Source organism: Streptomyces sp. x-80, assembly GCF_046549095.1.
Lineage (GTDB): Bacteria > Actinomycetota > Actinomycetes > Streptomycetales > Streptomycetaceae > Streptomyces > Streptomyces celluloflavus.
In genome coordinates this window covers 20,432-41,144 of sequence record NZ_JAJPWM010000001.1, presented here as the reverse complement: position 1 = coordinate 41,144, position 20,713 = coordinate 20,432, and the positions used below count along the sequence as shown (strand labels likewise).

Below are 20,713 nucleotides of genomic sequence, written 5' to 3'. Positions count from 1 at the left end.
AAGAGTCAGAGGTAGGCCCTGAACCGGACCCAGCTGCCGCCCTCCCGGCCGGTAGCTACGACTGAGGCCATGGTGACAGCAACTGCGGGCCAGCCACGCCGGCCCCGGCCGACGAACCTCGGCCCCCAGCCTCCGGCCCCCGGCAACGGTCTCAACGGCCTCAGCGATCCCAACAACCTCGGCTCGACGTCCACCTCCACGCTCGCCTCCACCCCCACACCCATATCCACGCCCACGCCCACACTCACACCCGTGTCCGCTCCCTGCTGCGACAGTCGCCGCAGCGCGCGCTCCCGTACCGCCGGCCATCCCGGCAAAGAGGTCGGACTCACCGAGGATCGGGGCAGGACCGCCCGCCTGCGCTACAAAGGCCCGTCACGCCACGGCAGTGTGCTCGACTGGTCCAGCCCGCCCAGAGCCACTGAAGAGCCGTAAAGGCACCCCGCCTCATCGCCCTTACCCGCGCCGGGGACCTCTTCGAGCACAACCTCCTGACCAAACACGGGGAGTTCCGGGCGGCATGACCGTCTCCCGGGCAGAGCCCGCCGTGGCGTCCGCTCCGCCCGCCGGGGGGTCATGCCGTGCGCGGAAGCGGCGGCAGCGGCAAGGGAAGCCCCGGAAGGCCGTCGATGCTGGTCGCGATGTCCTCCTTCTTCTGGAAGTACCCGTCGAGCGACTCATCGGTCTCGCGCGCGAAGCGCGACGCGTGCAATGGCCGGTCTCCGTCATACGTCATGAACGGGACGGCGTACCCGCAGGTATCACGGATCTTCTCGGCGGTCACGACGATGATCGCGCGCAGGCCGTGCGTGGTCGGGTCGATGTCCGGGAAGTACCCCATCAACTCGGCCCAACGCGCATCGTCGCGGAAGACCGGCTCTCCGTGCCCATGCACGCGCACGATGTTGGGCGGACCGTCGAAGGCACACCACATCAGGGTGATGCGGCCGTTCTCGCGTAGATGGGCGATCGTCTCGGCATTGCTGCCGGCGAAATCGAGGTAGGCCACGGTGAGTTCGTCAAGCACGGCAAACGAGCCGTTCAGGCCCTTGGGCGAAAGGTTGACGGTGCCTTCTCCATCCAACGGCGCCGTCGCGGTGAAGAAGATGTGCTGCGCCTCGATGAAGGCACGCAGCCTGCCATCTATCCGCTCATAGCTCTTTCCCATAGGTCGATTATGGCGGGCGATCCTTCCACGCGGCAGGACGCGGGGATCGCGGATCGCGGGCCAATGAAATGGACCACCGCCGGCCGACATCACGATCGGCTGGACGGCGTGAACGGCGCGCCTCGCACCTGATCCAGAATCTTGACGATCACTCCGAGGGTTTCGCCGACGCGGCCTGGCTACGGAGCGCCGTGAACACCGCAGCCGGCGTCAGCGGCTGCGACCAGCGGTACTGCCCGACCGGGGCCGGTGGTCCGTGCGACCAGCTGCCCAGGGGAAGCGCGGAGCCGCAGCGCCCGGCTTCGGACCGACCCGACGCACCTTCCGGCACGGGCATGGTTTGACGCGATTTGGCATGGTCTCTTTTTCCCCCCGCTGCCGCACTCGTACGCGTCCTCTACCCTGGCGACGAAGACCGTACCGCCGAACGCCACGCCGATCGAGCGTCGACCGCCTGGAGCTTGAGCGACATGCGCGCCGCGAAACACCCCCGGCCGCTACAAGCGACGGACTTCGCGGCATGCGACACATAGCCACTCGCCAAAGAAGGAACGTGCGAGGCCCGGGACAACTGTCTTCTCGCCGCCATCCAACTGTGGCTGCGGGCCTACCTACGGGAATCGCTGTGCCGCTTACGGAAAACGCTGTGCCGCGTCTGGGAGTAGATCCAGTATCCCTCCGCACGGGTACTTCTGTCACCATTCCGCCGAATGATCTTCACTGCGAAATACGCCTCTACCGTTGTGACCCGACACGAAGTTCCCACCTGAACCCTGGAGTTGACAGTGGTTCACGACAGCATCACCGCCTTGGCGGCGGAACTGATCTGCATGGCTGCGGCAGACCAGCAGAACTCATACCGCGCGAACAGCGAAGACCCTGCCGAGCAGCTGGCATGGCGGCGGCTCACCGCCCGGCACGGCGACCGACTCAACGAGATCATGGAGGAGTACGGCTGGCCGACGGCAGAACTGGTCGGTGACGATGCCGCGCGCGGCGCATGGCTGATCGCGCAGCATGCCGACCGGCAGCTCGACATACAGCGGCGGGCGCTCCAGCTCATGGAACAGGCAGTGGCTACGGGCTCAGCCAGCCCCCGTGAGCTGGCTTTCCTGCGTGACCGGACGCTGGTGAACGACGGGCACAAGCAGGTCTACGGCACGCAGATCGCCGGCATCAAGGACGGTTCGCCTGTTCCGTGGCCCTGTGAACAGCCCGAGAACATGGAAAAGTTGCGGGCGGAGGTCGGAATTGAGTCCTTCGCCGAATACACCGCCAAGTACACCGACAAGATCTCAACCACCTGATCCGTCACCCTGAGCCGGGCGCGCCGGACCGCACCCAGAATCCCGGCCGCGCTTGGCAAGGCCCGCGGATCCCTGTCTCCCCGAACCGTCGGCTACGCACAACGCCGATCGCGCAGGCTGAACACCGGTGCCGCCCGGATCGAAGACCTGGGATCGCGCAGCATGGACAAGGAGCGGGATGACATGGAGAAGGAGCGGGATGAGCAGGTGGTGCGACCGAGCGCCCGGCGGGGCCGAATCTGGGCTCATTACCGGGACCGGTTCCAGCCTCGGGCGGAACACACTCGGGTGGCCGTCACACATGGCGATTGGGTGGCCCGCACGCATGCGACCGTGGGACCGACGCTCGGCAGGTCTCCAACGTTCGGGATTCTCCAGCGCTCCGGGGCTCTCCAATACTCAGGTGATCTACACCGCTCTGGCGGATCTCCAGTGCCGTCGTTCTCGTGACGTGCACGCCGGACCGGGTCCGCACCATCCGGCTGGATGCGGCCGACGCCGATTCAACGCGCATTTTTGATGCGTACTGCGGCGGCCGAAGCGGAGTAGGCCGTTGGCAGGATCGACGGTTTGAGGTGCGGCACCGCCTCGGCCCCAGTTCCGCCTGCGTCCCTTGCCCCTCCCCTCCTCCCCCAACCCCGCCTCCGCCGACGCCACCCCCACGCCCTGCATCTATGCCGACAGCGCAGATAGCCGTACGAGAGGGCGTGCCGCACGTCACCCGTCGCCGCCAGCAGTCTCTACGGCTCTGCCGCCTGGTGCGAGACAGCGACGCCTCACCGTGGAGCGCACCCTGTCCCTCCCGCACCGGCTTCCCGCGTCGTGCGCCCTGCGCCCCCTGCGCGTGATCCAACCGCTCCTGCCGCTCTGAGACACCCTTCTCTCCTACAGCAGGCACCAGCCGAGCGGATCGCGCCTCCTTTCACAGAGGACCGACTGCACCGAGGCTTGGACGGCATTTCCCAGCGTGCCGACGCACTGATCTCCGTGATCGACCTCGCCCGGCGAACCGTCCCCATCGACGCCGACCGACTCGATCCGGTGCCGCTGCCAGTGCCGGTGGCAGTGCCGGTACCGCTGCCAGTGCCGATGCCGGTGGCAGGCGGACCGGCCAGGGTGGTAATCGCTTCTCGGGATGCGCATCCCGAGGAGCGCCTCCGCACTGGCCTCGTCCAGTTCCTGTGGGCACGGCTCGCACGCCACCACACCCGCGGTGATCTCCGCCACTTCCCCCAGGCCGGCGGAACCTCCTCGGACCCGGTGCCGTCCCCTGTCCCGCCTGCCGCAAGGGCCGAAGAACGAGGATTGCCCAGGAGAAGGCAGACAACCCCGAGGAGCTGGAAGCGGGGCAATCGGGGCGCGGAGGTCCTTGGTATCCGGCGGGGTGAAAATGCCCCCGTTCGCCCCTCTCCCCTCGCATCTCGCATAGGTCCCAGGGACGTGTCAGCCAACGCTCACGGGACACGTTTTCGCAGGTCAGGCCATGTATCCCAAGGTGGTGCAGCGCCGTCATCCCGGCGACCCCGGCTGCACCGCTCGTCCGGTGGTTCCGGCGACCTGTCCCGGGCTTTACGTCAGGTGGAGCCTTGAGGTGGCTCAAGGCACCTGAGCACGTATGGCGGGAAACAGCATCGCGGCAGCTCAGACGCCGTGCGGTAGCCATTACCACAGGCCGGCGGGTCGCCGGGTCACCTGATCTCGATATGAGCCGCCGGTTCCCTGATGCGGGTCGAAGGCAGGCACTATAGGGGGTGTGACCCTCATCGATCATTTGCCGAAAGACGCCGACCCCGATGCCCTCTTCGAAGCCTTTTCGAGCTGGGCCGAGCAGCAGGGCATCACGCTCTACCCTGCCCAGGAGGAGGCGCTGATCGAGGTGGTCTCGGGGGCGAACGTCATCCTGTCCACGCCCACCGGCTCCGGTAAGAGCCTGGTGGCGGCCGGTGCCCACTTCACCGCCCTCGCCAATGACCAGGTCACCTTCTACACCGCGCCCATCAAGGCGCTGGTGTCGGAGAAGTTCTTCGATCTGTGCAAGCTGTTCGGCACCGAGAACGTCGGGATGCTCACCGGTGACGCGTCCGTCAATGCCGATGCCCCGGTCATCTGCTGTACGGCCGAGGTGCTCGCCTCGATAGCGCTGCGCGACGGCAAGCACGCCGACATCGGCCAGGTCGTGATGGACGAGTTCCATTTCTACGCCGAGCCGGACCGCGGCTGGGCGTGGCAGATTCCGTTGCTGGAACTGCCGCAGGCCCAGTTCATCCTGATGTCGGCGACGCTCGGCGACATGTCGCGGTTCGAGGGGGATCTGACCCGGCGCACCGGGAAACCGACCTCGGTCGTGCGCTCCGTGACCCGGCCCGTACCACTGTCGTACGAGTACCGCACGACACCGATGACGGAGACGCTCACCGAACTGCTGGAGACCCACCAGTCGCCGGTCTACATCGTGCACTTCACGCAGGCCGCCGCCGTGGAACGGGCGCAGGCGCTGATGAGCATCAATATGTGCACGCGTGCCGAGAAGGACGAGATCGCGCAGCTCATCGGGAACTTCCGGTTCACCACCAAGTTCGGCCGCAACCTCTCGCGTTACGTCCGCCACGGCATCGGCGTGCACCACGCAGGCATGCTGCCGAAGTACCGCCGGCTCGTCGAAAAGCTGGCGCAGGCGGGCCTGCTGAAGGTCATCTGCGGTACGGACACCCTCGGCGTGGGCGTCAACGTCCCGATCCGTACGGTGCTGTTCACCGCGCTGACGAAGTACGACGGGACCCGGGTGCGGACACTGCGGGCGCGGGAGTTCCATCAGATCGCGGGGCGCGCGGGGCGGGCCGGCTTCGACACCGCGGGGTTCGTCGTCGCGCAGGCCCCCGAGCATGTGGTGGAGAACGAGAAGGCGCTGGCCAAGGCGGGCGACGATCCCAAGAAGCGCCGGAAGGTCGTGCGCAAGAAGGCGCCGGAGGGCTTCGTCAACTGGGGTGAGAACACCTTCGAGAAGCTCATCGCCTCCGATCCCGAGCCGCTGACCTCGCGTTTCCGGGTCACGCACGCGATGCTGCTCTCGGTGATCGCCCGGCCGGGCAATGCCTTCGAGGCGATGCGCCGTCTGCTGGAGGACAATCACGAGCCGCGTAAGAACCAGCTCAGGCACATCCGGCGGGCGATCGCGATCTACCGTTCGCTGCTGGACGGCGGGATCGTGGAGCGCCTGGCGGAGCCGGACGCGGAGGGGCGGATCGTCCGGCTGACCGTCGATCTCCAGCAGGACTTCGCGCTCAACCAGCCGCTGTCCACCTTCGCGCTGGCCGCGTTCGACCTGCTCGACCCCGAGTCGCCGTCCTACGCCCTGGACATGGTCTCGGTCGTGGAATCCACGCTGGACGATCCGCGGCAGATCCTGGCCGCGCAGCAGAACAAGGCCCGGGGCGAGGCGATCGCCCAGATGAAGGCCGACGGCGTCGAGTACGAGGACCGCATGGAGCGGCTCATGGACGTCGAGTACCCCAAGCCGCTGGAGGAGCTGCTCTTCCACGCGTACAACCTGTACCGCAAGAATCACCCGTGGGTCGGCGACCATCCGCTGTCGCCGAAGTCGGTCATCCGCGACATGTACGAACGCGCCATGACCTTCACGGAGTTCACGTCCTTCTACGAGCTGGCGCGTACCGAGGGCATCGTGCTGCGCTACCTGGCGAGTGCGTTCAAGGCGCTCGATCACACCGTGCCGGACGATCTGAAGTCCGAGGACTTCCAGGACATCGTCGCCTGGCTGGGCGAGATGGTGCGGCAGGTCGACTCCAGTCTGCTGGACGAGTGGGAGCAGCTCGCCAACCCGGCGGAGGAGACGGCCGAGGAGGCCGCCGAACGCGCCGATCAGGTCCGGCCGGTCACGGCCAACGCCCGCGCGTTCCGTGTGCTGGTGCGCAATGCGATGTTCCGGCGGGTGGAGCTGGCGGCGCTGGACAAGGTCGAGGAGCTCGGCGAGATGGACGCCGAGTCCGGCTGGGACGCGGATGCCTGGGGCGACGCGATGGACGCCTACTGGGACGAGTACGACGAGCTGGGCACCGGTCCGGACGCGCGCGGCCCGAAGCTGCTGCTGATCGAGGAGGATGCCGAGCACGGTCTGTGGAAGGTACGGCAGACGTTCGCCGATCCGAATGGCGATCACGACTGGGGCATCTCCGCCGAGGTGGATCTTGCCGCCTCCGACGAGGAGGGGCGCGCGGTGGTGCGCGTCACCGATGTGGGTCAGCTGTGAGGGAACGGCTTCGTCCGAGGCCGTCGACGGATGTGACGGAGGTCCGCCGGGCATGACCAATCCTGTCGAGAGGCTGGTCGATCTGCTGGATCTGGAGCAGATCGAGGTGAACATCTTCCGTGGTCGCAGTCCGCAGGAGTCCCTCCAGCGGGTCTTCGGCGGACAGGTCGCGGGCCAGGCGCTGGTGGCCGCCGGCCGGACCACGGAGCGGGACCGCCCGGTCCACTCGCTGCACGCGTACTTCCTGCGGCCGGGGCGGCCCGGCGTGCCGATCGTGTACCAGGTCGAGCGGGTCCGCGACGGGCGGTCCTTCACCACCCGCCGGGTCGTCGCCGTCCAGCAGGGACGCACGATCTTCAATCTGACCGCCTCCTTTCACAAGCCGGAACCCGGCTTCACTCATCAGTTGCCGATGCGCCGGGCGGTGCCCGGCCCGGAGGAGCTGCCGACGATCGCGGAGGAGCTCCGTGAGCACCTGGGCGAACTGCCCGAGACGCTGGAGCGGATGGCGCGCCGGCAGCCGTTCGACATCCGCTATGCCGACCGGCTGCGCTGGACGCCGGACGAGATCGAGGGTGCGGAGCCGCGCAGTGCGGTGTGGATGCGTGCGGTCGGGCCGTTGGGCGACGATCCTCTCGTGCACACCTGCGCGCTGACCTACGCCAGCGATATGACACTGCTGGACGCCGTCCGGATCCCGGTCGAGCCGCTCTGGGGGCGGCGTGGGTTCGACATGGCCTCTCTGGATCATGCGATGTGGTTCCACCGTCCGTTCCGCGCGGACGAGTGGTTCCTCTACGACCAGGAGTCGCCGATCGCCATCGGCGGCCGGGGTCTGGCCCGCGGAGGGATTTACGACCGGGAGGGCAAGCTGCTGGTCTCCGTTGTCCAGGAGGGGCTTTTCCGTCCGCGCGACAGCTCGGTCACCGAGCCGTAAGTCCCGGTCCGGGACGGGCTGTTCGCGAAGCCCGGGGGCCGGCGGCGGACCGCGGTCGCTTGCCGCGGACGCGCCGGGGCGTCTCGGCGGGCGGTGGCGAGTGTCCGGGAGAGATTGACCCGGTACCACAACACTTCGTCGAACTCCTCGGCCGTCAGCACGCGGTCGAAGGATTCCCGGGCGGCGGCCGTCGCCGTGATCACAGAGGCGAAGGGCGGCCGGAGCTCGCGGAGCAGGGATCGCTCCCGTGGGTCGTCGACGACCGAGGCCAGTTCCTCCGGGGGCAGCACGGCGGCGATCACGGCCGCCGACTCCCAGCGGTCCTGGGCCTGTCCCATGAGCTGGGCGACACGGCGGCCGCGCCACTGCCGGCCCCGCCAGTCCTGGCCCCCGGCGAGCATGACGCGCATCGCGGCGGGGATGCTGCCCCGCATCAGTCCTGGTTCGCGGTCGGCGAAGGCGGCGATCTCGGTCGCGAGATAGAGCCAGACCACGGCGCCGTAGCGGTTCGGATAGAACCTGACGGGGCCGAGGCAGCCGGCCCGGGTCAGCCGCAGGAACCGGCCGGGGCCGATGCCCATCAGCTCGGCGGCCTCCGTCGTGCCGACGGTGCGGACCCGTTCGCGGAGCGCGTCGGGGAAGCCCGGCTCGGCCCGCAGGCGGTCGATCTCTTCCGCGGGGACCCGGCGCCGGCCGGGCGGCCCGGCGGGGATCGTACGCACTTCTCCGAGTTGGGTGGCGAGTTCGAACTCGCCGGTCCTCAGCTCCAGTTCGCGGGCGGCCTGCCCCATTGTGAGCGTCTGCCGTCCGTCGCACATCACTGTCATGTCGCTTCCCCCACAGCTCGGTCGATCACTGACAGTGATGACACTACCGGCGGGCTGTGACGGTGCGTCAACCCTCACCTCAAGCCTGTGGATAACTCTCCGACTGCCGGGTCGCGACGCCCAGATGCTCCCCGACACGATTGACCAGCAGTGTCATTTCGTAGGCGATCTGCCCCATGTCCGGGTCGGCGCCGGCCAGCACGCACAGGCAGCTGCCGTCGCCCGCCGCCGTCACGAAGAGCACTCCGTCGTCGAACTCGATCATCGTCTGCCGCACCCGCCCGGCTTTGAAGTGCAGCCCGGACCCCTTCGCGAGGCTGTGCAGCCCCGAGGCGACCGCCGCCAGATGTTCGGCGTCCTCCCGCTCCAGCCCCTGGCTCGCGCCGGTCACCAGCCCGTCGTTGGAGAGCACCAACGCGTGCCGCACCTTTTCCATCCGCTTGGTCAGGTCGTTCAGCAGCCAGTCGAGTGCGCTGCTCAGTGCCATGCCGCTTCCTCCCCGTGTCCCCGTCCGCACACCTGGCCGGGCGGCCGTCGGCAGTCCGTCCGCGACTGCCGTGCCAGCCTGTCCCACCTCCGCCGTCTCGGCAAGCGGCCCCGCGCCCCGGCGTGCCACGCCCCGCTCGATCGCGCCGGATGGAGAGGATGTCGCCATGGCACGAAAAATGACCAAGGACGAGTGGCAGAAATTCCTTTCCGAGGGCACCCGGACCGCGAAACTGGCGACCGTACGGGCCGACGGCAGCCCGCACATCGCACCGGTGTGGTTCCTCATGGACGGCGATGAGCTGGTGTTCAACACCGGCAAGGACACGGTCAAGGGGCGCAACCTCGCCCGTGACGGCAGAGTGGCGCTGTGTGTCGACGACGAGCGGCCGCCCTTCGCCTTCGTGGTCGTGGAGGGGTCGGTGGAGATCAGTGAGGAACTCGCCGATGTCCGGCACTGGGCGGCTCGGATCGCGGCCCGTTACATGGGCGAGGACCGCGCGGAGGAGTACGGCGAGCGCAACGGCGTTCCGGGAGAGCTGTTGGTGCGGGTCCGTATCGGCAAGGCCGTCGCCGTCACACGCCTCGCGGACTGACGGACCCGGCACGATGCGCGGGACGTCGCCCGGGTATCCGACCGTCCGGGTATCCGGCTGAGCGTGGCCGCCGGGCGGACTGCCCGTCCCGTCTTTCCACCGGGTGCGGCAGCCGGGCGGGGCGCCTCCGCCCGGCGCGTTCACCCCGCCTGACCAGCTCGTACTTGCCAGGGTCACGGTCCGCGGCGTCATGAGGCAGGGGCGGGGTGCCCCGGGAGACGTCCCCAGGGCACAGGCGTGTCGCCCGCTCCGTAAGGCCGTTGCTGCGCATGGCAGTTGACGGACAGCGGGGACCGGACGCGGCGTGCGTGAGGCAGTCCGGCGCCGGGCGCGCAGGCTGGAAGCCGCCAGGTGCCGATGTGGGGATCAGGGGCGTCCGATGGGCCGTCCTCAGGTCGTCCCCGGCAGGAGAAGCGGCCCTGTCCCGGCGCGCCGGAGCGGTGGCCCGAGGGTCTCCGCCGGTCGGTGATGCGGCCGAAATCGATCGCTGGTGTGGCGGTGGGCTTGCGGTCCGCGCTCCGGTGCCGTCCTCCTGTGCGGCCCGCGTTCTCGTCTGGCATGTCCGGGGCGTGGCTGGGGCTGGGGCTGGGGAAGGTTGCGGTGTCCCGGGCCGGTTCCGGTGACGCCGGCGGCGAACCGGCTTCGCGTGACGGAACGCGTTCGCCACCCGCGCGCTCCGCTCCGTTCGCCGTACCCGCCTCACCGCCCGACATCGGCCCGGCATCCGTGCGGGATCATGGGCTCATGAGGCGGCAGCAGTCCCGGCGGTGGCACGGCGTACGGGCCGCTGCGCAGACCTCGGCGGGTGCCGCCGGAAGCCACCGCGTCGCCCCCCCGCACCGGCATCGGAGCGGCGCCGCACCCCGAGTGGGCCGACCGGGGTGTGCTCGCTCGCCGTCGCCACCGGCGTCGGGTTCCGGCTGATCACCGCTACCAACCCCGTCCCACCCTGGCCACGGGGCTCTGTTCACCGACGACGCCACGCACGGCACGCGGGCACCATGAATCTCGGCCTCGCGGCGGCCCCGCCCGTCACAGGGGTCCCGCATGCCGTCACCGCCCACCTGGCCGACCGATCCGCCCCCGGAGGAACCCGATGACCGACCACCACGCCGACCGGCCGCACGACGTCCGCACGTTCTTCGCCGCGCGGGCCGCCGACTGGGACGCCCGGTTCCCCGACGACGGCCCCGCCTATGCCGCGGGCGTCGCGGAACTGGAGCTGCGCGCGGGTGACCGGGTGCTGGACGCCGGCTGCGGCACCGGGCGGGCGCTGCCCGCGCTGCGGGACGCCGTGGGACCGCACGGGACAGTGCTGGGCGCGGATCTCACGCCCGAGATGCTGGCGGCTGCCGTACGGGGCGAGCGCGACCGGGACGCGCGGCTGCTGCTCGCGGATGTGACCCGGCTGCCGCTGCGGGACGCCGTTGTGGACGCCGTCTTCGCGGCCGGGCTCCTCTCCCATCTGCCGGATTCGGCGGGCGGGCTCGGCGAACTGGCCAGGGTCGTACGGCCCGGCGGCCGGCTGGCGCTCTTCCATCCCGTGGGGCGGGCGGCCCTCGCCGCGCGCAAGGGCCGCCCGCTCACCCCCGGCGACCTCCGGGCGGAGCCGAATCTGCGGCCCCTGCTGGCTGCCACCGGGTGGGACCTGATCCGGTACGTGGACGAGGACGCCCGCTATCTGGCGCTGGCACTCCGCCAGGGGTGAGGACTCCGCGGCAGTTGCACCCTCCTCAGGGTGCCGCCGGGCCTTCGGGGTGCGGGGCCGGGCAGCCGCCCGTGCGGCGAGCGGTGGGAAAGGTCCCGAGACCGGCGACGCGGAATCCGTTCGGATAGCCCTTGATCTCGGGGTTCTGGCGGGCGTAGTGCGGACTGCGGCGGGGCGGGAGCAGCCGCACGGCCTTGGCGCGTAATTTCAGGGCGGTGTGTACCGCCGCCCGGACCGCCGGTCGGGGCCGTTCGTATCGGAAGGCGTCCAGCAGTGCGTCGTCCAGGAGGGCCATGCTCGCACCGCGCACCACGGGGGCGAGCGGGCCGTACCAGCTCGCCATCAGGTCCAAGGTGGCGTCCGCGACCCGCCGGGCGCCCTCGTCCCGGCCGAAGTGCGCGCGCTCGTAGTCGTCCAGGTGGCGTTCGAAGTCCTGGTAAGTCTGCGGGAGTCCGGTGATGCCCATATGGCGGCCGAGGGTGCGGTAGTAGGCGGCGATGGCGTGTAGTTCGTGCTCGGTCAGCTGCCGCCAGCCGTAGTCGCCGATCCAGCGTTTGGGCACCACGACGAACGTGCACAGGACGTACCGCATGTCGTCGTTGCTGATGTCATAGCCGCGGTGCATCTGGTTGATACGGCGGATCGCGGTACGGCCGTCGGCTCCGTCGAAGCCGTGCTCCACCACGGCGTCCAGCAGGAGGGCGGTGTCGTCGTAGCGCTTCTGCGTACGGCCCGTCAGCTCCGCGGTCTCGGCCAGCAGCCGGCCGATGCTCGGTACGGCATAGGTGCGGTAGAGCGCCAGTTCCAGGGCTCTGGTGAAGTCCCAGGGGAACTCGTGCGTCGCGATGATGCGGTAGATCCGCAGGAAGTCACGCTCGGGATCGAGTCGTCGGATCTCTCTCAACCAGTCGTAACGCCGCACCGGAAACCATCCCTTCGATAGCCGAAGTTCCCACTTTATGGGCTCCGGGCACACGTGAACGGCGAAGCCGGACGGCGGCCGGGGCAGGGTGGCCGGATTCATGCGGGATACCGCCGGGGTGCCGTGCGGCGCCAGGGGGCCGGCGGCGAGGGTGGGACCGACGGGCGCGCGGACAGCGATGATCGCGGCCAGCGCGGGAGCATCAGCGGTCGCCCCGGGAGGTGGCCCGCGAGTTGCTCGGCCGGCCGCGTGAGAGGTGCGGCCGGTGGGCGGGCGTGCCCGGGCCGGTGACAAGCTCCGGCCGGGCCCATTAGGGTGCGCCGACGTACTCCGGACGGATCGGCTGGGGAGGCCCCCGTGTCCAGGACCGAGAGCGCCGGCAGCGACGAGTTGTTCGTGCTGACGGCGGTGCTGCTGACCCCCGCGCAGTTCCCCAGCGTGCTCGGCGACGACTACGCCGAGGCGTGTGCGGGTCTCGGCCTCGATCCCCGCGATGCGGGCTACGGGCTGGTCCTCGGCCAGGACGGTGGCGGCGCGCGCTGGACGGTGGCGACCGACGACGTGCCGCTGGTAGCCTGCGCTGTCGCGGCGTGGGACTGCGGGATGGCGTACGACCTCTCGCCCGGGGCGGGCAGCATCGTCGCCGCGCTGCCGGGGTGGCCGCTGGCCCTCGCCGTATCGGCGCCGGGGGTTCCGCAGCCGCACGACCCAGAACCGCGGGAGGGGGATCCGGCCCCGCTCGTCCCGCCGGATGCCGGGCGGTGGGGACCGGCCCAACGGCGGCTCGGCGCGGACGAGATCGCGCTGCGGTGGGCGGTGTGGCGCGAGCAGGTGGCTGCCGAGGTCACCTTCGTCGCTCCGGGCGCCCACCCGCACCACGGGGTGCGGCAGGTGCTGCACGAGGCGCGCGGCTACCTGGCGCAGCCACCGCCGCCCGGTCGGGTGCGGTCGTCGTTCGCGGCGGGTGAGGCCCGCACACTTCGGGTCGACGGGCCGGGCTGGAGCATGGTCGCCCGCACCGACGACATCGCGTTCGTGCTGCTGGACGAGGAGCCCGGCGAGGTGCATCCGGTGGGCCGCGGGCCCGAACTCCCGGCCCTGCTGGCGTCGTTGGACGCGCTGGCGGCACGTCCCGCCTGACCTCCGCGGCGGGCGGCGGCTGCCGGGAACGGCCGTTGTCAGACCCGTGTGCTGCACTGGTCCGGACGCATGAGGAGGACACGCGGGGAGGCGTTCATGCAGACGACCGGCACGGGACGAGGAGGGCCGACGGCTTCGGCACGGGCACCGGCGGCCCCGTCATGGGCCTTACGGGGGCTCCGCCGGGGAACGGTCGGCTCACGGACTCCCCGGGCCGGCGCGGATATCGGTGGCCGGGCACATCGCCGCGGTCCGGGAGGTGTGGGGCGGGGCCATGGTGCGTGGTGGCGCGGCGGCGCAGCATGGGGCGCCGCGGTCGCCTCGGCCCGCCGGTGCCGCCGTTCTCCGCCGTCCCGCCTCTGGAGGCTCCTCATGCGCCCGCCGATCGGCCGTTCGCGACGCTCCGCCGCGCTGTGCGGTGCCGTCCTGCTCGCCCTGACCTCGGTGGGGCCGGCGCGCGCCGCGTCCGGTGCCGCCCGCTCCTGCGCGGGGCCCTCGCCGAGCTCCGGCGCCGCCGTCTCCGCCCTGCGCGTGCCGGGGTCGGAGCGGCAGCAGGCGGTCTGTCTGCCCGATCTGACCACCACCGCGCTGGCCGGTACGGAGTACACGGACACCGCCGACCAAGCCGGTCTCGCGGCGGCCGGCACCCACAGACCCAGCGGTGTGCCCGGCGTCCAGATCGACGGCTACTTCCCCGACGACTCCACCTTCAACACCACACACGGCTGGCGGCACGACGCCCAGTTCGTGATCCGGCTCCCGGAACACTGGAACGGCGGGCTCGTCGTCACGGGCGCGCCCGGCACCCGCAAGCAGTACGCCACCGACGTCCTGATATCCGACCGGGTGCTGGCGGCGGGCTATGCGTACGCCGCGACCGACAAGGGCAACAACGGCCCGGACTTCTACCGCGACGGGCGGCGGCCCGGTGATGCCATCGCCGAGTGGAACCGCCGTACGACGGAGCTGACCCGCGCCGCGCAGCAGACGGTGGCCGGTTTCTACGGCCGCGCCCCGCACCGTACGTACATGACCGGGATCTCCAACGGCGGATATCTGACGCGCTGGCAGTTGGAGAACCACCCGGAGCTGTACGACGGCGGTGTGGACTGGGAGGGCACGCTGTGGACGGCGAACGGGCCGAACCCGCTGACGTCACTGCCGACGGCCGTGGCGTACGGGCAGGGGAAGGCCGGGGTGCGGGAGATGGTGGCGGCCGGGTTCGCGGCCGGTTCGTGGTTTCTCTGGCCGTACCACCAGGCCGCCTACTGGGGCGTGACGCAGAAGACCTACCGGGCGGCGCTGGATCCGGACTATGACCCCATCTGCCCGGGGACTTCGGCGGGTTCGACGCCCGGCGAGATTCTGGCGCCCTGTGCGTCGGACGCCGCGTACGATTTCGCCGCCCGACCCGCGGCCGTGCGGCAGGCGGTCGAGCGGATCGCGCTGACCGGACGGATCGGGCGGCCGCTGATCACGTTGCACGGCGATCTGGACACGCTGCTGCCGATCGCGACGGACTCCGACGTCTACGCCCGGATGGTCGCCGACCAGCAGCGTTCCGGGCTGCACCGCTACTACACCGTGCAGGGCGGTACCCATGTCGACGGCCTCTACGACAGCTATCCGGGCCTGCTCCGGCCGATCCTGCCCTGCTACCGGTCGGCGTTCACCGCGCTGACCGACTGGGTGGAGCGGGCCGTCCTCCCGCCCGCGGACCACACGATCCGCAGACCGGTGGTCGGGGATGTCGTCAACACCTGCCGCGTCGGCGGCTGATCGATCGCGTCGGGGCCGCGTCCCACCGTTCCGCCGCGCCTGGTTCGGTTCCGGTCGTCAGCGGCAGGGCCGTCGGCTCCGTGGGGGCCGCCGTACCGGATTCAGGTCCTGGCCGTCTCCCGCGATGAGTGTTCCCGGCGAGCAGTGCTCCTGGCGGTCTTCGGCAGGTGTGCCCCCGGTCGGGCCCTCCGCCAGGAGGAGTGGTGCCGCCCTGACCGTCTGCCAGGAGGAACGAGCGGTGGGCGCTCCCGGCCGGGACGGTCAGGTCCGGCGGCCGCGCCGTCGCGCCCCCGTGCTCAGGTCTCGGGCCGGTCGGCTCAGGCCCTGGGCCGGGCCCGTCCGGCTTCATGAGCCGGTGTTCGGGGCCGTACGGAACTGCGGTCCCTGCCCGGCTTCGGCCGGCCCCCGGGCCCCCGGAGCGGTGCGGGGGCCCCGCGGCTCAGCGGCCGATCTCCTTGCGGCCGGCCCGGCGCAGCCGACGCCGCTGGGAGGGGTCGAGTGCCAGATACGCGACGGCCGGAACTCCGACCATGACCAGTACGGCCGCCCAGAACGGCAGCAGCCACAGCAGGATCACTCCCACCGCAACGCCGCCGATCGCGACCTTCGCCTGTGTGGACATCCTTCACGCCCCTTCCGCGGCGCATGCCGCGCTCCGTGCATCCCTGTGAACGCCGTATCCCATTGAACGCCGTTTTCGCGCCGCAGGTTCCATCGAGGGCCGGAGCGTCGTGTACTCTCGGGCGCTCCAAGGGCCAGTAGTCAAATTTGAGGAGTTCTCCGCCCAGTGACTTTTCTTCCCGCAGTCACGCCCGCGCACCTCTCCGCGCTCGCCCGCTGTGCAGCGGTTTTCCTTCCGTCGGACCCACCACGGGCCGGCCGGGTCGCGTTCTGGCGCCCGGACGGCGAACCCCTGGCAGGCACCACGGCCGGGGACGGACCGACGGTGGACACCCTGCCGGTGACGGACGGGATTCCTGTCGTGCTGCCGGATGCGGACGGCGGGGTCTCGGTATGCGCCGTCCCGGCCGTGATCCTGCCCGTCAGTGCCGCGGTGCCCGTCCTCACCCGCGCGCGGGCCGCCCGTGGCGCCGATCCGGCCGCCGCGTTCTGGGGCGCCGCGGCCGTGCTGGCGCTCCAGCTCGCCGCCCGGGGCCGGCTGCTGCCCGGTCTGAGCGCCGCCGACCACGACGCCTGGCGGCTGGGTCCGCTGGACCCGGCCGATGTCGAGCGGCTGCGTGACCTCGCGGCCGCGATGCCGCCGTACGCGCACGCCACCCCGCTCCCGGACACCGACCCGGTGCTGCTGCCCGAGCCGGAGCGCCACGTACGGGCCTTCCTCGACGCGGTGGCCGACGGGCTGCCGCGCTCCCCCGCCGCGGCGCTGGCCACCGGGGCACCCGCCTTCGCGGCGCCCGCCCCGCAGCGCATCCCCGAGCAGCGCGCCTGGGCCGCGGACGTCGCCGCCGGGCATGACGCGGGCGTACGGATCTCACTGCGGGTGGAGGTGCACGGCACGGTCGGGCCGGACGAACCGGACGTACCGCCGGGAGGAAACAGCACGCGGGAGCGGCACACGCAGGCGGGAGCGGAGACCCGGGCCGGAGCAGGAAGCCGGGCCGGTGGAGAGGAGACCCGGGCCGGACGAGGGAGCCAGGAGGAACAGCCGTCGCGGGAAGGGCAGCCGTACGACGGGCCCCCGGATGCGGACGCCGCCCGGATCGGTTTCACCGCCGTCCTCCAGCTGCACAGCCTCACCGACCCGACGCTGGTCGCGGACGCCGCCGAGGTGTGGGCCGGAACGTCCGCCGCGGGGCAGGCGTTCGGACCGCGGGCGCGGATGGACACCCTGCGCACGCTGCGCCGCGCGGCCGACGCCTGGGCGCCGCTCACCCCGCTGCTGTCCGCGGCGGTGCCCGGCGCACTCGATCTCGCCGACGAGGAGATAGCCGAACTGCTCGGGCCGGCCGCCCGTGCGCTGGCCGCCGCCGGAGTGCGCGTCCACTGGCCCAGGGGGCTGGCGCGCACGCTGACCACCCGGGCCGTGGTGGGAACGCCCGACCCGGTGGACGGACCGGAGTCCGGACTGCCCGCACTGCTCTCCGCGGACGCGCTGCTCTCCTTCAGCTGGCGGTTCGCGGTGGGTGACCAAGAGCTCGACAAGGCGGAGCTGGACCGGCTCGCCGAGGCCGGCCGCCCGTTGGTGCGGCTGCGCGACCGGTGGGTGCTGATCGACCCGGAGGAGCTGCGCGCCGCACGCAACCGCCAGGACCGTAAGATCACGCCGCTCGACGCGCTCGGCGCGGCGCTCACCGGGACGGCCGAGACCGACGACGGCCGGTGTGTCGAGGTGCGGGCCGCCGGCTGGGCGGCGCGGCTGCGCGACCGGCTCGCCGACCCGGAGCGGAGCGGTGCCGACCCCGTCCGGCAGCCCGCCCAACTCGCCGCGACGCTCCGCGACTACCAGCTGCGCGGGCTCGGCTGGCTGCACCGGATGACCTCGCTCGGGCTCGGCGGCTGTCTCGCCGACGATATGGGTCTCGGCAAGACCATCACCCTCATCTCCCTGCACCTGCACCGTCAGAGCGATCCCGACTCGGCGGGCCCCACGCTCGTCGTCTGCCCCACTTCCCTCATGGGCAACTGGCAGCGCGAGATCGAGAGGTTCGCGCCGGGCACGCCGGTACGCCGCTTCCACGCCGGGCGGCGCAGCCTGTCGGAGCTGGCCGACGGCGAGTTCGTGCTCACCACCTACGGCACCATGCGGCTGGACGCCGGGAAGCTGGCCGGAGCCGGCTGGGGGCTGGTCGTCGCCGACGAGGCGCAGCACATCAAGAATCCGTTCTCCGCCACCGCCAGGGCGCTGCGCACCCTCCCCGCCAAGGCGCGGGTGGCGCTGACCGGCACTCCGGTGGAGAACAACCTGTCGGAGCTGTGGGCGATCCTGGACTGGACGACACCCGGTCTGCTGGGGCCGCTCGGCCGGTTCCGTACCCGCTACGCGCAGGCCGTCGAAGGCGGTGCGGCGGCGTCCGCCGAGGCGGCCGCGGCGGCCGAGCGGCTCGCCCGGCTGGTGCGGCCGTTCCTGCTGCGCCGCCGTAAGTCCGATCCGGGGATCGCGCCCGAGCTGCCGCCGAAGACGGAGACCGACCATGCGGTGGCGCTGACCAGGGAGCAGGCCGGGCTGTACGAGGCCGTGGTGCGCGAGGGGCTCGACGAGATCGCCGGGACGGACGGGTTCGCGCGCCGCGGTCTGGTGGTCAAGCTGCTCACCTCGCTCAAGCAGATCTGCAACCACCCGGCGCAGTACGGGAGGGAGACCGGCCCGGACGGAGCCGGACGGGAGGGGAACGGGCCGGCGTTCGCCGGTCGTTCGGGGAAGGTCGAGCTGCTGGACGAACTGCTCGACACCATCCTCGCCGAGGGCGCGAGCGTGCTGGTGTTCACGCAGTACGTGCGGATGGCGCGGCTGCTGGAGGGGCATCTGGCGGCGCGCGGGGTGCCCACCCTGTTTCTGCACGGCGGTACGCCGGTGGCCCGCCGCGAGGAGTTGGTGCGGCGCTTCCAGGAGGGCGCGGTCCCGGTGTTCCTGCTGTCGCTGAAGGCGGCCGGTACGGGTCTGAACCTCACCCGGGCCGCGCATGTCGTGCACTTCGACCGCTGGTGGAATCCGGCCGTCGAGGCGCAGGCCACCGACCGCGCGTACCGCATCGGACAGACCCGGCCGGTGCAGGTCCACCGGCTGATCACGGAGGGCACGATCGAGGACCGCATCGCGGAGATGCTCTCCCGTAAACAGCGGTTGGCGGATGCGGTGCTCGGTTCCGGCGAGGCCGCGCCGGCCGAACTCACCGACGCCGAGCTGGCGGACCTGGTCGCACTGCGAGGGAGCGAGCGATGACCATACCGGACACGAGGAACGCGCCCGACGGGCGGGAACGCACCTTCGCCGCGCTGCCGGCCGCCCGGAGCGGCCCCTTCGCCCGGAGCTGGTGGGGACAGGCGTGGCTCAAGGCGCTGGAGGACACCGCGCTGGACGGTGCGCAGCTGCGGCTGGGCCGTCGGCACGCCCGCGCCGGTGCGGTCGGCGCGGTGTCGGTGCGCCCCGGCCGGATCACCGCGATCGTCCAGGATCCGGACCACACCCGGCACCGCGCCGATGTGCTGCTCCAGCAGTTGAGCGCGGCGGAGTGGGACCGTCTGCTGGACCTGGTCGCGGACCGGGCCGGGCACATCGCGGCGCTGCTGGACCGCGATATGCCGCCGCATCTGGTCGAGGACGCGGCCGCCGCCGGTATCGGCCTCCTGCCGTCCATCGGCGACATGGAGTCGGAATGCGGCTGCGAGGCATGGGACCACTGCGCGCATTCCGCCGCACTCTGCTACCAGTTGGCGCGACTGCTGGACCAGGATCCGTTCGTGCTGCTGCTGTTGCGCGGGCGCGGGGAGCAGGAGCTGCTGGACGATCTCCAGGCGCGCAGCGCCGCCCGTGCCGGGACGCCGGCCGGCGGGGACCCGGGGCCGGCGGCACCGGCGGCGGGCGTACCGGCCGTCGAGGCGTACGCGGCGCGCGACATCCTGCCGCCGCTGCCCGCGCCGCCACCGCCGGTCGAGGCGCCGGGCGCCGCACCGGCTCTCGGCGGCGGCACCCCGCCCGCGCCCGGAGTGGAGGTGGCCGCCCTGGAGTTCCTCATCCAGGACACGGCGGCACGCGCCCGGCTGCTGCTGGCGGACGCACTCGCCACCTGGCACGCGGACACGCCGCCGGCACCCGCCCTGACGCCCGCGCAGGACGCGGTCCGGCTGGCAAGCACCGGGCCCGGGGCGGCCGTCGCGGAGCGGCTGGCGGCCGGTTCGGGGCGCGATGCGCGGGGGCTGGCGCTGGCCGTACGGGCCTGGGAGCTGGGCGGTTCGGCCGGGCTCGCCGTCCTGGAGGAGGAGTGGACGCCGGATCCGGCCACACTGGCGCGCGCGACCGGCCGGCTGGCCGCCGCCTGGGAGGAGGGCGAGCCCCGGCCGCGGCTGCGTGCCACCCGCAACCGCTGGACGGTGGCCGGCGGCGACGTCCAGCTGCGGTACGGCCCGGACGGGCGCTGGTGGCCCTACCGCAAGGAACGCGGCCGGTGGGCACCCGCGGGCCCGCCGACGGACGATCCGGCGGGCGCCCTCGCGGGACTGTCGGCGGAGGACTGACACCGGGCGGGACCGCGGAACGCCGGGGCCGGGCGGGAGCGTTCCGGCGGGCGGCGGCCAAGGGGCAGGCCACGCGGAGGTGACGGAGCGGATCGCGGGCCTTCACCGGCCGGTACCGCGGAGTTCATGTCCTCCGGGCATCCCCGTGCCGTGCCCGTTGGAGCGGCCGGGGAGGCGGGCCGGTACGGGGGAGCGACGGGCCCGGTACGAGGGGCGTGTTCCGGAGCGGTACGGGGGGCTGGACGGCCACCGGTGTCCGGTACAGCGGCGGACACCCCGGCCCGCCCGCCCCGGCCAATCCTGCCCATCCTGCTGCGCCCCGCGCCCGATCATGATTCGCTGATCGGATCCCCCACGGCCAGGCCACCGCCCGCAGCGAGGAG

Annotated in this window: 16 protein-coding genes; 10 read left to right on the top strand and 6 right to left on the bottom strand. The window is 71.7% G+C overall.

Annotation, left to right across the window (positions count from 1 at the left end):
• Window positions 1–69 precede the first annotated feature (69 nt).
• On the top strand, window positions 70–435 hold the full coding sequence (locus ACLJWH_RS00160; RefSeq protein WP_411139426.1) for a hypothetical protein: 366 nt from the start codon (window positions 70–72) through the stop codon (window positions 433–435).
• A gap of 139 nt (window positions 436–574) precedes the next feature.
• On the opposite strand, the gene ACLJWH_RS00155 is transcribed toward ACLJWH_RS00160, so the two are convergent.
• Window positions 575–1,168 carry a pyridoxamine 5'-phosphate oxidase family protein gene (locus ACLJWH_RS00155; RefSeq protein ID WP_411139425.1) on the bottom strand — a complete coding sequence of 198 codons (594 nt, stop codon included), beginning with the start codon at window positions 1,166–1,168 and terminating at the stop codon, window positions 575–577.
• A 785-nt stretch (window positions 1,169–1,953) separates the two neighbouring features.
• On the opposite strand from ACLJWH_RS00155, the gene ACLJWH_RS00150 reads away from it, so the two are divergent.
• Window positions 1,954–2,475, top strand: a complete 522-nt coding sequence (locus tag ACLJWH_RS00150; RefSeq protein WP_411139424.1) for a DUF6624 domain-containing protein — start codon at window positions 1,954–1,956, stop codon at window positions 2,473–2,475.
• An 885-nt stretch (window positions 2,476–3,360) separates the two neighbouring features.
• Here the strand turns inward: ACLJWH_RS00150 and ACLJWH_RS00145 are convergent.
• On the bottom strand, window positions 3,361–3,702 hold the full coding sequence (locus ACLJWH_RS00145) for a hypothetical protein (RefSeq protein ID WP_411139423.1): 342 nt from the start codon (window positions 3,700–3,702) through the stop codon (window positions 3,361–3,363).
• Between the two features lie 526 nt (window positions 3,703–4,228).
• On the opposite strand from ACLJWH_RS00145, the gene ACLJWH_RS00140 reads away from it, so the two are divergent.
• Entirely contained in the window at window positions 4,229–6,742 is a 2,514-nt protein-coding gene (locus ACLJWH_RS00140) for a DEAD/DEAH box helicase (RefSeq protein ID WP_411139422.1), read from the top strand.
• 52 nt (window positions 6,743–6,794) lie between these two features.
• The gene (locus ACLJWH_RS00135; RefSeq protein WP_411139421.1) at window positions 6,795–7,679 is read left to right on the top strand and encodes an acyl-CoA thioesterase; all 885 of its coding nucleotides are present in this window, start codon (window positions 6,795–6,797) and stop codon (window positions 7,677–7,679) included.
• Here the strand turns inward: ACLJWH_RS00135 and ACLJWH_RS00130 are convergent.
• Both ACLJWH_RS00130 and ACLJWH_RS00125 read right to left on the bottom strand, forming a co-directional pair.
• Window positions 7,595–8,506: a DUF6397 family protein gene (locus tag ACLJWH_RS00130; protein WP_411139420.1), complete on the bottom strand. Its 912-nt coding sequence runs from the start codon at window positions 8,504–8,506 to the stop codon at window positions 7,595–7,597. The genes ACLJWH_RS00135 and ACLJWH_RS00130 overlap by 85 nt on opposite strands.
• Before the next feature lie 79 nt (window positions 8,507–8,585).
• Window positions 8,586–8,993 carry a roadblock/LC7 domain-containing protein gene (locus tag ACLJWH_RS00125; protein WP_411139419.1) on the bottom strand — a complete coding sequence of 136 codons (408 nt, stop codon included), beginning with the start codon at window positions 8,991–8,993 and terminating at the stop codon, window positions 8,586–8,588.
• A 166-nt stretch (window positions 8,994–9,159) separates the two neighbouring features.
• Between ACLJWH_RS00125 and ACLJWH_RS00120 the strand changes: the two genes are divergently transcribed.
• Both ACLJWH_RS00120 and ACLJWH_RS00115 read left to right on the top strand, forming a co-directional pair.
• Window positions 9,160–9,588 (top strand): PPOX class F420-dependent oxidoreductase, encoded by a 429-nt coding sequence (locus ACLJWH_RS00120; RefSeq protein WP_411139418.1) that lies wholly within the window; start codon window positions 9,160–9,162, stop codon window positions 9,586–9,588.
• 1,096 nt (window positions 9,589–10,684) lie between these two features.
• Window positions 10,685–11,296, top strand: a complete 612-nt coding sequence (locus tag ACLJWH_RS00115; protein WP_411139417.1) for a class I SAM-dependent methyltransferase — start codon at window positions 10,685–10,687, stop codon at window positions 11,294–11,296.
• Window positions 11,297–11,321: 25 nt separating this feature from the next.
• Here ACLJWH_RS00115 and ACLJWH_RS00110 read toward each other — a convergent pair whose 3' ends face one another.
• Window positions 11,322–12,218, bottom strand: coding sequence for an oxygenase MpaB family protein (locus ACLJWH_RS00110; RefSeq protein WP_411139416.1), 897 nt, complete (start codon window positions 12,216–12,218; stop codon window positions 11,322–11,324).
• A 357-nt stretch (window positions 12,219–12,575) separates the two neighbouring features.
• Here ACLJWH_RS00110 and ACLJWH_RS00105 point away from each other — a divergent pair, with 357 nt between their 5' ends.
• Window positions 12,576–13,358 (top strand): hypothetical protein, encoded by a 783-nt coding sequence (locus ACLJWH_RS00105; RefSeq protein WP_411139415.1) that lies wholly within the window; start codon window positions 12,576–12,578, stop codon window positions 13,356–13,358.
• A gap of 372 nt (window positions 13,359–13,730) precedes the next feature.
• Window positions 13,731–15,137: a tannase/feruloyl esterase family alpha/beta hydrolase gene (locus ACLJWH_RS00100; RefSeq protein ID WP_411139414.1), complete on the top strand. Its 1,407-nt coding sequence runs from the start codon at window positions 13,731–13,733 to the stop codon at window positions 15,135–15,137.
• A gap of 439 nt (window positions 15,138–15,576) precedes the next feature.
• Here the strand turns inward: ACLJWH_RS00100 and ACLJWH_RS00095 are convergent, their stop codons facing one another.
• Window positions 15,577–15,759 (bottom strand): hypothetical protein, encoded by a 183-nt coding sequence (locus ACLJWH_RS00095; protein WP_411139413.1) that lies wholly within the window; start codon window positions 15,757–15,759, stop codon window positions 15,577–15,579.
• Window positions 15,760–15,924: 165 nt separating this feature from the next.
• Between ACLJWH_RS00095 and ACLJWH_RS00090 the strand changes: the two genes are divergently transcribed.
• Both ACLJWH_RS00090 and ACLJWH_RS00085 read left to right on the top strand, forming a co-directional pair.
• The gene (locus tag ACLJWH_RS00090; protein WP_411139412.1) at window positions 15,925–19,038 is read left to right on the top strand and encodes an SNF2-related protein; all 3,114 of its coding nucleotides are present in this window, start codon (window positions 15,925–15,927) and stop codon (window positions 19,036–19,038) included.
• A complete protein-coding gene (locus tag ACLJWH_RS00085) occupies window positions 19,035–20,330 on the top strand; it encodes an SWF or SNF family helicase (protein WP_411139411.1) in 1,296 nt (431 codons plus the stop codon). The genes ACLJWH_RS00090 and ACLJWH_RS00085 overlap by 4 nt, the downstream gene beginning before the upstream one ends.
• The last annotated feature ends 383 nt before the right edge of the window (window positions 20,331–20,713 follow it).